At 39.2% G+C, this 12,327-nt stretch carries 10 protein-coding genes; 6 read left to right on the forward strand and 4 right to left on the reverse strand.

What is annotated here, in order from left to right:
- Positions 1-3 precede the first annotated feature (3 nt).
- The 3 genes from ACOMC3_RS09415 (at position 4) to ACOMC3_RS09425 (ending at position 3,234) form a co-directional block, all read left to right on the forward strand.
- A complete protein-coding gene (locus ACOMC3_RS09415; protein WP_420319294.1) occupies positions 4-258 on the forward strand; it encodes a DUF4212 domain-containing protein in 255 nt (84 codons plus the stop codon).
- A gap of 8 nt (positions 259-266) precedes the next feature.
- Positions 267-1,955 (forward strand): sodium:solute symporter family protein, encoded by a 1,689-nt coding sequence (locus ACOMC3_RS09420; RefSeq protein ID WP_420319295.1) that lies wholly within the window; start codon positions 267-269, stop codon positions 1,953-1,955.
- Between the two features lie 70 nt (positions 1,956-2,025).
- Positions 2,026-3,234 carry a caspase family protein gene (locus ACOMC3_RS09425; RefSeq protein ID WP_420319296.1) on the forward strand — a complete coding sequence of 403 codons (1,209 nt, stop codon included), beginning with the start codon at positions 2,026-2,028 and terminating at the stop codon, positions 3,232-3,234.
- A gap of 10 nt (positions 3,235-3,244) precedes the next feature.
- On the opposite strand, the gene ACOMC3_RS09430 is transcribed toward ACOMC3_RS09425, so the two are convergent.
- A complete protein-coding gene (locus ACOMC3_RS09430) occupies positions 3,245-4,333 on the reverse strand; it encodes an aromatic ring-hydroxylating oxygenase subunit alpha (protein WP_420315631.1) in 1,089 nt (362 codons plus the stop codon).
- A gap of 56 nt (positions 4,334-4,389) precedes the next feature.
- On the opposite strand from ACOMC3_RS09430, the gene ACOMC3_RS09435 reads away from it, so the two are divergent.
- Positions 4,390-5,688, forward strand: a complete 1,299-nt coding sequence (locus ACOMC3_RS09435) for an amino acid permease (protein WP_420315632.1) — start codon at positions 4,390-4,392, stop codon at positions 5,686-5,688.
- A 6-nt stretch (positions 5,689-5,694) separates the two neighbouring features.
- On the opposite strand, the gene ACOMC3_RS09440 is transcribed toward ACOMC3_RS09435, so the two are convergent.
- Positions 5,695-6,126: a MarR family winged helix-turn-helix transcriptional regulator gene (locus tag ACOMC3_RS09440; RefSeq protein ID WP_420315633.1), complete on the reverse strand. Its 432-nt coding sequence runs from the start codon at positions 6,124-6,126 to the stop codon at positions 5,695-5,697.
- Between the two features lie 130 nt (positions 6,127-6,256).
- Here ACOMC3_RS09440 and ACOMC3_RS09445 point away from each other — a divergent pair, with 130 nt between their 5' ends.
- Positions 6,257-8,947, forward strand: a complete 2,691-nt coding sequence (locus ACOMC3_RS09445) for a hypothetical protein (protein ID WP_420315634.1) — start codon at positions 6,257-6,259, stop codon at positions 8,945-8,947.
- Here ACOMC3_RS09445 and ACOMC3_RS09450 read toward each other — a convergent pair.
- Positions 8,937-9,470, reverse strand: coding sequence for a dihydrofolate reductase family protein (locus ACOMC3_RS09450; protein WP_420315635.1), 534 nt, complete (start codon positions 9,468-9,470; stop codon positions 8,937-8,939). The genes ACOMC3_RS09445 and ACOMC3_RS09450 overlap by 11 nt on opposite strands.
- Before the next feature lie 13 nt (positions 9,471-9,483).
- Positions 9,484-10,890, reverse strand: a complete 1,407-nt coding sequence (locus ACOMC3_RS09455) for an MATE family efflux transporter (RefSeq protein ID WP_420315636.1) — start codon at positions 10,888-10,890, stop codon at positions 9,484-9,486.
- Between the two features lie 437 nt (positions 10,891-11,327).
- On the opposite strand from ACOMC3_RS09455, the gene ACOMC3_RS09460 reads away from it, so the two are divergent.
- Positions 11,328-12,326, forward strand: a complete 999-nt coding sequence (locus tag ACOMC3_RS09460; protein WP_420315637.1) for a hypothetical protein — start codon at positions 11,328-11,330, stop codon at positions 12,324-12,326.
- The last annotated feature ends 1 nt before the right edge of the window (position 12,327 follow it).

The following is a 12,327-nucleotide window of genomic DNA, read 5'->3' on the forward strand; positions in this document are numbered from 1 at the left end:
CCCATGAAACCTGATCTCAAAAAGTACTGGTCCCGAAACCTGAAGTATTTGCTAATCCTCCTCTCTGTTTGGTTCATCGTTTCGTACGGTGCTGGGATTTTGTTTGCAGAGCAATTAAACTCAATCCGGATGGGAGGCTTTAAACTTGGCTTCTGGTTTGCACAGCAAGGATCCATTTATGTTTTTGTAGTTCTGATCCTAATATATGTCCGCCTGATGAATAAGCTGGACAAGGAATTTGATGTAGACGAAAAATAAGCCAATCAATGGACGTACAAACCTGGACTTTCGCACTCGTAGGAATCACATTTGCTATGTATATCATCATTGCAATTTGGTCTCGGGCATCTACAACCAATGATTTTTATGTAGCTGGTGGTGGTGTCTCACCACTTGCCAATGGTATGGCTACAGCTGCAGACTGGATGTCTGCTGCTTCCTTTATTTCCATGGCTGGACTCATCAGCTTCATGGGGTATGATGGAGCCGTATATTTAATGGGCTGGACCGGAGGTTACGTGCTTCTAGCTTTGCTCCTTGCCCCCTATCTAAGAAAGTTCGGAAAGTACACCGTTCCCGATTTCATTGGTGATCGCTATTACTCAAACATTGCAAGAACTGTGGCGGTCGTCTGTGCAATCATTGTGTCTTTCACGTACGTAGCAGGTCAAATGCGTGGTGTTGGTGTTGTGTTCGCACGTTTCCTGGAAGTCCCCGTCAATACGGGAGTATTTATCGGGATGATCATCGTACTCTTTTATGCAACGCTTGGAGGCATGAAGGGGATCACCTACACACAGGTAGCTCAGTACTGTATACTAATATTCGCTTTCATGGTACCGGCCTTTTTCATCTCTTTTCAGCTTACCGACAACATCATTCCACAATTGGGTTTTGGTGGCACATTATCTGACGGTACTTATTTGTTAGATAAATTAGACGGCTTGCACAAAGAATTAGGCTTTGCGGAATATACCAGCGGATCAAAATCAGTAATCGATGTGTTTGCTATCACCTTTGCTCTGATGGTAGGAACTGCAGGTCTCCCCCATGTAATCGTTCGGTTTTTTACCGTGAAGAAGGTTCGAGATGCGCGCATGTCCGCAGGATGGGCGCTGATCTTTATTGCCATCCTGTATACCACTGCTCCAGCCATTGCAGCTTTTGCGCGAACGAATCTGATCGAAACGGTATCAGGAAAAGAATATAGCAATATGCCAGAGTGGTTTTCAAATTGGGAAACCACCGGCTTAATCACCTTTGAAGACAAAAACAATGATGGGTTAATACAGTACGTTGCTGATGAAAATCAAAATGAATTGACCATAGACCGGGATATCATGGTGTTGGCGAATCCGGAAATAGCTAAGCTACCTAATTGGGTGGTTGGATTGGTAGCGGCTGGAGGATTAGCTGCTGCTCTATCTACAGCAGCAGGGCTACTTCTGGTAATTTCAGCCAGCATTTCTCATGATCTGATCAAAAAGCAGATCAAGCCAGATATTTCCGAAAAAGGCGAGCTGGTTTGGGCACGAATTGGGGCAGTCATTGCTGTTTGTATTGCCGGATATTTCGGAATCAATCCACCAGGTTTTGTAGCGGCAGTAGTAGCACTGGCCTTTGGGTTAGCAGCTGCCTCTTTCTTCCCTGCTATCATCTTAGGCATATTTGATAAACGTATGAATAAAGAAGGTGCCGTCGCTGGAATGGTCGTTGGGATTTTATTGATGTTATTCTACATGATGAAGTACAAACTTGGACTATTTGGTGGAGGTAGCAAAGAAGATTGGTGGTTTGGTATTTCACCAGAGGGGTTTGGAACGGTCGCTATGCTCGTCAACTTCACAATATCATTTACTATTTCACGATTTTATCCAGCACCACCAAATGATGTACAGGAAATGGTTGAAAGTATCAGACACCCGCGTGGTGCCGGAGGTGCGACGCATGGATGATTGATTTACAGCCACTTGCCACAAACAACTGAATTCCATACCTTTAAAAGAGGTTTCAAATTCAACCAGCATGGCCAATCAAAAAAGAATCAGTTTACTTCTTTTGTTCTTAGGGCTATTTATTAATCAAGCAGCTGCCCAAAAAATCAATTTCAGCGACCTCAAACAAGGGACTACATTTCTTGTGAAATTTAATCAGGGCCGTTCAACATTAGATTCTGTTGCAAAAGAGGATTTAAGAATCATAGCTAAAGGCTTTGAAGAGTACGATGATTTAAAAATTGAAGTAGCAGGTCATACGGACTTTCGGGGTAATCTGAAAGCAAATATCAAACTAGCCAAAATGAGAGCTGACATTGTTACAGATTTTCTAATAGAAAATGGTGCTGACAAAAAAAGAATTGAGGTTAATGCGTATGGTGGAGCAAGACCACTTTCGGAAGAAGTAGCCGCAATGAATCGACGGGTTGAACTCACTGTGGTTAAGAACTCTGATTTGGCTAAAAACTTTTTCGGTGTTTATCAGAGAAATTCTGAGGAATACACTGCAGAACAAAAAGAAGTACCCATAAATGAGATCAGAGAAGATAGACAATCGCCCATCAAAAAGGTAGCTCTAATTATAGGAAATGATGACTATCGAGGCATTGGTACACTTAAAAATCCTTCCAATGATGCCCAATTAATGTTTACTACTTTAAATGACCTTGGATTTGAGGTTCATCATCATGTCAATTTGAATTATCAAACGATGATTGGAGCCATAAAAGAATTTAGTTACATAATCAATGGAGCTGATATCGTGCTATTCTATTATGCAGGACATGGGATGCAGCTAAACGGAGATAATTATCTCATTCCAATTGATGCTACTTTAAAAAATGGATCCAAGGATCTAACCTTCGAAGCTATCAATACAAATATTCTTTTGAAGGTGTTTGAATACACTAACAAGGAAAGTTTGAATATTTTAATCCTGGATGCTTGTAGAAATAACCCCTATCAGACTGGCGCAAGGAGCGCCGGAAGTGGACTTTCGGAAATGAGACCCCCAACTGGAACTGTGATAGCGTTTGCAACTTCTCCGGGAGCAATCGCTTTTGATGGGGATGGCAACAACGGAGTGTATACCCAGGAATTAGTTAAACAGATGAAAAAGCCTCAGCGAATTGAAGATGTTTTTATGAAGACCCGCATCAACGTGGAGGAGGCAACTGATAATCAACAAAGTCCATGGGAATTGTTTCGATTGAGAGGCATCTACTATTTTAAGAAATAAGTAAAAAGTGCTAAATCAAACTTTTCGCTAACATCTGATGAAATTGATGAACGCCAGTTTCTCGTTTTGGTGAAAATCGTCCAGAGGTGTAATACCGTGATTTTAACCCTTTTTGAACGCCCTCTACTACAAATTCATCTTCACGTTCCACCTTATCCAGTAGCGCCCCCGCTCCTTTATTCAACTTCGACTCATCATAGATGTACGTCAGGAATGAAACCTTCGTCTGATTAAGTGAGATTGGACGTACAATGTTCACTGACAGCCCCCACGGATAAAAATTAAACATCATATTAGGGAACACCCAAAAATAATAGGCCGCCACTCGCTTCCCATGGTGTTGATGATCTTTTGGCAACTCAAAGATGTCCTCAGAACCTTCAGAATATCCAATCTGTACATTAAAATGCTCATGGAGCACCGTTTCATAGCTTCCATAATCCAGCGCCTCATTGAGATCACTATGAACAAATGGAATATGAAATCCTTCCAGGTAGTTGTCACAATACAACGCCCAATGCGCATTCACCAGATAATCCTTTGATTGAACTTTGCTATGTACAAACTCTTCTAGAGGTAAAAAATCTACGTAGCTGTTCATTTCTGTGATTACCTTATTGAAATCAACAGCACTACCAAGGTTCGCAAAAAGCATCGGGCCCCACTTTACGATATCAAAACGGTGGAGATCTTCACAATCTCTCGGGAAATTCTTAGTGTCTTTGAATTCCGGCATGGATTCAAACACTCCATCCAATCCAAATTTCCTTCCATGATACATGCACATAAGCTTTCGATTTGACCCTGGATTTTGTGCAACCAGGTTCCCTCTGTGGGTGCATACATTACTCAAGCAATGAATAGTGCCCTGATCATCTTTGGTCAAAACCATTGGTTCCGTTAGAAACCCATCATACAAAACAAATGGATGTGTTTGTCTGGCGAGCTTAACAAGGTTCTCGTCTCCTACCCATTGCCATGAGTGATAAAACACTTTCTCTTTTATCAAATCAAAGGTGTTTTGATCCCGATAGAAGGATGCCGGTAGCGTTTCAGCTTCAGTGATATTGGGATTGATAGAATACTTAGGTGTGCTCATAAAAATGGGGTATCTTTTCAAAAATACAGTTTTTACAGCCAACATTAGCTAATCAAATGAGTCGAAAAAAGCTTGGGTTTTGGACCAGCTCATCCTTAGTAATCGGTAATATGATTGGCTCTGGTATATTTCTTCTGCCTGCCTCACTCGCTTCATATGGGAGCATCAGCATATTTGGTTGGATCATTTCAGCATGCGGGGCAGCCGCTTTAGCATTTGTATTTATTGAATTCAGCAAGATGCTACCAGGCACTTCAGGTGGACCTTATGTGTACTCGAGAAATGGATTAGGAGATTTTGCTGGCTTTTTGGTTGCATGGGGGTATTGGATCTCCATCTGGTGTGCCAATGCGGCAATTGTTATCGCGCTTGTCAGTTACCTGGGTGTCTTTTTCCCTATGCTTCAAACAAGTAATATCACAGCAGTCATTACCGGGTTAGCCATTGTGTGGGGTGTTGTTTGGATCAATACCATAGGGATCAGAGAAGCAGCTATCTTTTCTTTAATAACAAGTATTCTTAAAATCACCCCGCTTTTGGCAATAGCCATATTTGGTTTATTCTACATCAATCTGGAGAATTTCAGATCATTCAATATCAGTGAATTATCAAATTTACAAGCGTTAACAGCATCTGCTACCTTGACCTTTTTTGCATATATGGGCATTGAATGTGCAACGATTCCTTCGGGAGACATTGAAAATCCAAAGAAAACCATCCCTCGATCAACCTATTTTGGACTTGGCATTGTCGCATTGATTTACATACTTGGAACATCTGCTTTAATGGGAATAATACCAGCTGAGGAACTGCAAAACTCTCAAGCACCATTTTCAGACGCAGCATCTATTATTTGGGGACCCTGGGCGGAAAACTTAGTTGCAATAGGAGCCATTATTTCAACATTAGGAGCTTTGAACGGTTGGATCCTTATTCAGGGTCAGATACCTGCAGCCATTGCAAGAGACAAACTTTTTCCTCCAATCTTCGCTAAAGAAAACAAAAATGGAGTTCCTGCTCTGAGTATTGTTATTTCAAGTGTGCTTATTTCTGCGCTGATGATAATGAATTATTCAAAAGGACTGGTCAAGGCTTTTCAATTTGTCCTCTTGCTCTCTTCAATGACATCCCTACTTGCTTACTTATTCACCTCAGTGAGTTACACTATTGTTACCGCCAGAAAAGAAGGAACTTCGAAAGGATTTATGATGAAGGGTGCGATCGCAACAATCGCTTTTCTATTTGCTATTTGGGCAATCGCCGGATCAGGGATTGAGATTGTTTATTGGGGATTTATTCTTTTAATGGCCGGACTTCCACTATTTGCATGGATGCAAATAAAGAAGAAGAAATAAATTGAATTATTCTTTCTCGCTGTAGTTTGAAAAAACTTTATCAAGCAGAGTAACTAACGTGTTATATTCTGATTCAGAAAGATCTGTCCATCCCAATTTTCTAGATGCTTCAACAGCCGGGTTTGCTTTTGAAATGAGGCTACATCCTTTGGACGTTATTCGTACATGGAATTTTCTACCATCTTTTTTATCTTTTATTCTCTCTACTAACTCTTTCTGAACCAGGAGATCCACAATTCTTGACACAGTCGGTTTATCACGGAAGCTCATATTGGCCAGGTCCGTCTGATACATGTCTTTCTCACCGATCTTCGAGAGAATAACCCATTGCTCAGGAGTGATGTCTACATCAGCGTGTTTAAACCGATTTATTAAATCTTGTCTGACCACTTTGTATGTGCGGTCTATAAACGATCCAATTTCTTTGTATTCAGACATAAGAAGCTAATATATCGTTTTTCTGATTGAGCTAGAAATGACATCAAATTGAAAATTTTTCACACAAAGATTGTGATGAACACTAAAAGCTCTGCAACTAAGTTATTTTTGAGTAAATCAACTTTGTAGCTTGAAAAAAGTTTTAATCATCATATCTATTTTACTGCTGGCTGGTGTAGGTTATTTCACTTATGAGAAGTGGGTGAAGCACGCAAATATCACTGCATGGAGTTTCATTCCATCTGATGCTGCAATGGTATTGGAAGCGGAAGTAGTTAAGGACCTTAATACACTGAAACATTATCCAATATGGTCTATAATAAATCAATCCTCTGCATTCGATGGTTTCAATCAAGGTTTAACTTTTCTTGATTCAATAAATGGCGAAGGGGGATTTAGTGCCATTTTTGAAACTGCACCAGTATTGACATCCATTCACAAAGTAGGCAGTGATAATCTGGATTTTCTTTTTGTCGTTGAGCTTCAAAATATTTCGCAAAACACATTTGTAAATGCAACAATCGGAAGATTGCAAAAAAAGGGATTTCGATTTAAGTCCCGGAATTACAATGATTTTAAAATCAGTGAGATCAGCAGTGAAGGAAAGACCTTGACATTCATTTTTTACAAAAACTTCTTTTTGGCAAGTTTTACCCCTTATTTGGTCGAGGATGCAGTTAGAGCGGTCAGCGATTCTGAAATTATTTCATTTAAAGAAAAATTCAACCAATTAATTAATCCTGGATCAGAAGGTCTTGCCTCTATATATGTCAATTATGATAAAACCGGAGACCTTTTAGGTTCATTTATATCTAAAGGCCAGGAAATACCCATTGTTGCTGGTAATTATGAGTTGCTGATTGATTCCTCATTTTTACAACTTTCAGGATTCTCGCACGCTACGAATAATGAATGGCTTGCGACTCATAAGGAGCAGCCAGCAACTTTTGATATGGCGGAGATAATTCCAGAAAAAACTTCCTATATGCTTCATATCACATCCTTATATATGAAAGGATGGAAAGACCATCAGATTGACCATATTAGAAAAAATGGCACAATAAAGAAGCTACAAGATTCATTAAAAGCTAGTTATGATTTTAATGCTGATCAGGTTTTTGACTTAGTGGATAATGAGATTGGAATAGTCACACTGGAATCACCGCGATTAACTGACCTTAGGAAAATGATGATTCTGGAGGTCAATGACATGGAAGAATCATTGGATTTTTTCAGTCAACTAACTCAACGCATCGCATTATCCAGGGGAGATACTGTGTACACTGAATCATACAGTGATAATGAAATTAGGTTTCTTCCTATAAAAGATTTTCCATCAACCATTTTAGGTGCCATGGGGACAGGCTTTAACCAATGTTTTTACATCAGCTATAGGAATTATTTGATCTTTTCAAATGACCTTTTAGAGTTAAAAACACTCATTTCTTCAGTGGAGGATGAGGATACCTGGGGGAAATCCATTCAAATGAATAATTTCCTATCCCGAACAAATAATGCTGCTAATGTGAGTTTGTTTGTAAACATTCCCCGTGCATGGACAACAATACTCGACAATTTGATACCTCAATGGGAAGATCATTTTAAATCTAATTCATCTACATACCGATCCATAGACCTGGCGGCTTTTCAGTATAGCTACATTGATGGAAAATATTTCACCAACTATACCATATCTCAACCTCAAAAAAAGACGAAAAGCATACCGAAAACCAATCCTGAAAATGGAGTCAGATTTATTGGAAAGTTGACTACAAAACCATTTCTGGTTCGAACTCATGCGCATAAAGAGTTTGACATCATTGTTCAGGATAGCACAAACACCATTTACTACCTGGATAGAAATCAGAATGCACTATGGTCTGAAGATATTGAAAAACCCATCGTCAGTAACATTTTCCCGATTGATTACTATAAGAACGGTAAAATCCAATACCTGCTTGCAACCGCTGAAAAAGTATTTATCCTCGATCGTACAGGTGCGCCAATCCCAGGTTATCCCAAAGTACTCCCAAAAGAGGCACAAATTCAGCACTTAAACTTGATAGATTATGACCGAAGTAGAAACTATCGATTAGCCATTACCGATGTTGACGGTAATGTTTTCCTTACAGACAAGGACCTCAAAATTCTTGATGGTTGGAACCCTAGAAAACTTAATCGTCCCGCATACCAGCCTCTGGATCATTCGCGATTGGGAAGAAGAGATGTCATGATTTCAACGCATGAAAATGGTGTGATTCATCTTATGAATCGGCGAGGAGACCCGTTGGGTGGATTCCCATTTGACACCAAACAATCATTAAGTCGCAACTACTTCTTACGCCAGTCAAATGCCCTTGGCAATTCTTCAATAACGGTTATCACCACAGGGGGTGAACTCATTGAACTCACCTTGGAAGGAGGCGTAATCAAACGTGATCAATTGCTGAAAACCAGTGTTGATACCAGATTTAAGCTTATTCCAGACACGAGTGATGACTCGTTCATCATCATACGAAATGAAGGAAATACGTATGAAGTGCTAGATGATACCGGAAATATGTTGTTCAAAAAAGATTACCTTTCTGAGGGACCAATTTTGATTCAATATTATCAATTTGGTGCGGGTAAAGACCTTGTGATATTTACAGATAAGCAGAATAATGTACTTTACATTTACGATAAATCAGGAAATCTGATTACAGGTAATCCATTAAACTCAGCTCATGAGGTTAGTTTGATTTACTCTTCTGCTAAGAAGGAATTCCAGGTTTTCACCACTTGGGGATCTAACCTGGAATTATATACTTTCAACTATTAGACACAGCATAGGTAACGATTTGCAAATCATCAAATGACTGATGATAAATCGTCTTAAGAGCGTTTGTTCCATTATATCCTTCAAAAAGTCTGACACCACTTCCCAAAATGATTGGATTAATCTTCAGTTTTACGATATCTATCAGTCCATTTTTCATTAGCCACCCGGAGAAAATCCCACCACCGCACAAATAAATATCACTCCCAATCTCATTCTTCAGTTCAACTATTTTACTTAAGTCTAAAGGAACAACTTTGACCTGGTCAGCACATTTTTCAAACTTCAGACTTTCTGAAAAAATGTAATGATCCATGTGCTGATAAGCCGGCTGTCCGGGTTTTAGACCAAACTGATATCCAAACTCATAGGTCTTTCTTCCCATGATCACCGTATCAAAGGATTCCAGATCATAGAAGTATTGCTCCACTCCTTCTCCATCAGCTTTAAACATGCTGCAGTCACCATTTTTTCCAGCAATAAATCCATCAAGGGATGTCGCCACATAGTAAACGATTCGTCTCATAATCAGCAGCTTTTTAAACTTCTACCGTTTTCCACTTGCCACGCTTAAATAACAAAATAGCTACTATCGCATACAAACTATGGCAAAACGCAATACAGAAAAAGACACCATTTGGTCCCCAGTTATAGATTATGGCCAAAACATAGGTTAATGGAATTTGGATAATCCAGAAAACGACAATGTTTATCCAAAGTGGAGTTAATGTATCCCCTGCTCCATTGAAGGCCTGACCAATAACCATCCCGTAGGCAAAAAATATGTATCCAAAACATATAATTCGAAGTGCATTGATGGCTGTTTCAAGGACAACCCCAGATTGATTAAATATTGCCAAGACCTGATTGGAGAATATTGAAAATAATATAGCCACCCCTATTAAAAATATTGTATTCCACTTAGCCGTTCTCCAGACTGATATTTCTGCCCGACCTGGTCTTTTTGCACCCAAATTCTGACCCACAAGTGTGGCAGCCGCATTAGCCATGCCCCAAGATGGTAATAAAGTGAAAACAATTACTCTGAAAGCTAGCTGATAACCGGCTACCGATTCAGTCCCAAACTCTGCAACTATTCGAACCAGGAATAGCCAGCTAAGTGTTTCAACCAAAAATTGACCAATACCAGCTGAACCAATCTTAATAATCTCGAAAACCGTTTTTAATCGGATGACAAAATTTTTGATTGTTAGCTTTATCAGAGAGCTCCCATTGAATATGTGAACCAATTGATAAACCACACCTATAGACCTTCCTGTCGTTGTGGCTATAGCAGCCCCCTCTACGCCCATCGCTGGGATTGGCCCCAAACCAAAAATAAAAACAGGATCAAGGAGCATATTTAATCCATTGGCAAGCAAAAGCGACTTCATTGCAATGGAAGCATTTCCAGCTCCTCGGAATATTCCATTGATTAAGAAAATCAAAATGATACTCAGGTTACCGGCATACATAATCTTTGTATACCCTACTCCTTCAGCTATTAAATCTGATTCTCCTCCCATCAATGCGAGGATATCTTCAGCAAAAACGAAACCTACAACACCAAATACAGCACCAATGACTATGGAAATTACTATTGCTTGAAAGCCTGCATCTGCTGCTCTAACAAGTCTTTTCTCTCCAACTCTACGGGCTACTATAGCCGTTGCAGCCATACTTAAGCCCACCGCCAACGAATATATGATCATTAATGGTGTTTCTGTTAGAGCGACTGTTGCAATGGCATTTACACTTATTCGCGATACGAATATCATATCAACCACTGCAAATAGTGATTCACCAATCATTTCTGCAATCATTGGGATTGATAGCAATACGATCGCCTTATTTATGCTTCCGGTAGTAAATTCAGTTTCTTCTCCTTTAAGAGCAGAAACAAAGAGTTTGAAAACTCTGGAAAGAGTTAATGATTCTTTCGACATTTCTAAAATGAAATTAAAGATTTGGTGCCGCCTAAATACAATGGCAGCATAAGAAAATTGTTAAAGAAATAAATGGATAGTTGAGATACCCAGCCTAGGGGTTACCCTCTGATTCTAGAGGGTGTGGTATTAACAATCTCTGTGAAAGACTTCATAAGACCACAATGGTAGTATATTTTTTTTATTTAGGTCCTCAATTTGAATGAGTTTTTTTTACTCCGCGAAAAAAATCTTCGTTTCCTTCAAAACTGTCTCATTGCATATGCACAAGCTTATTATTGGATTATAAGCAGCTTATTTAATAAAAAACTCACGATTGAGGACCTTTTTTAGTGCTTAAGCTTGGTGTTTTTTTGATCTACACAAAACTGAACCCCAACGATAATCTTCTAAAAATACAATTCATATCTTTATAATTGATTATTTTGGCAAAACCAATGGAACACGACTACAGCCTGTTTGTAGAAAACCTAAAGGGAAGAAGGTATGATGAAGCACTGCGTGAGCAGGTGCTCTCTGACTCATTTCACAAATGTGGTTACTCCGATTGTTTAAGATATACATTGGAATCAATGGTTGAAATAGATGCATCCTATGCATACAAGGTTTACGCCAATTCCAGAAGAATTCATGAGATCATCAGCAAAACCCTAAAAAAGAAAGGGTATAACATGGATTACCGCTACCAGGGAGCACTGAAAACATACTCAAATATTTTACTCTATGGAGATGTAGAAATCATTGCAATCAAGAAAAATGTGACGGAAAAACCTCATGCTGATATGCAAACGTTGGCAATGGATATAATGGATATCCTAAGAAAGGATCCAACTTTTAAATCCGTTGACTACAGCGATAAAACTAGAATCAGGATAACTGCCCAAAAGCCTACTTGTGAGATTGATGTATTACCATCGCTCTGGATTGATAGTGCTGAATACCTTAAAACAAAGAATGAAATCTATCGCGGAATTGCTGAGTTTGACTTTGCTAATAGAAAAGTAAAAAAATACCTCCCCTTCCTGAATATTGCCAGAATTAACGCAAAAGATCAACACTCAAATGGCCACTTAAAAGCTATGTCAAGGTTGTTGAAATCATTAAAATCGGATTCAGATGAACGAATTGATCTGAAAGATTCCGAAATAAATGCGATCCTTTATAATATTCCTGAAGCTGATTTAACAGTTCCACCCAATAAGGTGCTTTCACTTTTACCTCTTGTTTCAGAGCTCTTAGAGAAACTGGGAAATGAAAGAGAGTTTTTCGCGTTACTTCTCTCTCCGTCTGAAAAAGACAGAGTTTTTGGAGGACGACCCGAAAAACAACAAGAAGTTAAAAAATTAAACACAGTTTTAAAGCAACTCATTGTGGATCTTAAGCAAGAGCTCGATCCAATGAACAAATCGATTACTTCAGAAGTAGAGTACCTCTAAA

It is taken from the genome of Ekhidna sp. (assembly GCF_965212185.1).
Taxonomy (GTDB): Bacteria; Bacteroidota; Bacteroidia; order Cytophagales; family Cyclobacteriaceae; genus Ekhidna.

Excerpts from the sequence above, each read along its gene's own strand:
- ACOMC3_RS09455 (WP_420315636.1), bottom strand. The coding sequence starts at position 10,890 with ATGTCGAAAGAATCATTAACTCTTTCCAGAGTTTTCAAACTCTTTGTT.
- ACOMC3_RS09450 (WP_420315635.1), bottom strand. The coding sequence starts at position 9,470 with ATGAGACGAATCGTTTACTATGTGGCGACATCCCTTGATGGATTTATT.
- ACOMC3_RS09425 (WP_420319296.1), top strand. The coding sequence starts at position 2,026 with ATGGCCAATCAAAAAAGAATCAGTTTACTTCTTTTGTTCTTAGGGCTA.
- ACOMC3_RS09435 (WP_420315632.1), top strand. The coding sequence starts at position 4,390 with ATGAGTCGAAAAAAGCTTGGGTTTTGGACCAGCTCATCCTTAGTAATC.
- ACOMC3_RS09460 (WP_420315637.1), top strand. The coding sequence starts at position 11,328 with ATGGAACACGACTACAGCCTGTTTGTAGAAAACCTAAAGGGAAGAAGG.
- ACOMC3_RS09415 (WP_420319294.1), top strand. The coding sequence starts at position 4 with ATGAAACCTGATCTCAAAAAGTACTGGTCCCGAAACCTGAAGTATTTG.
- ACOMC3_RS09440 (WP_420315633.1), bottom strand. The coding sequence starts at position 6,126 with ATGTCTGAATACAAAGAAATTGGATCGTTTATAGACCGCACATACAAA.
- ACOMC3_RS09430 (WP_420315631.1), bottom strand. The coding sequence starts at position 4,333 with ATGAGCACACCTAAGTATTCTATCAATCCCAATATCACTGAAGCTGAA.
- ACOMC3_RS09420 (WP_420319295.1), top strand. The coding sequence starts at position 267 with ATGGACGTACAAACCTGGACTTTCGCACTCGTAGGAATCACATTTGCT.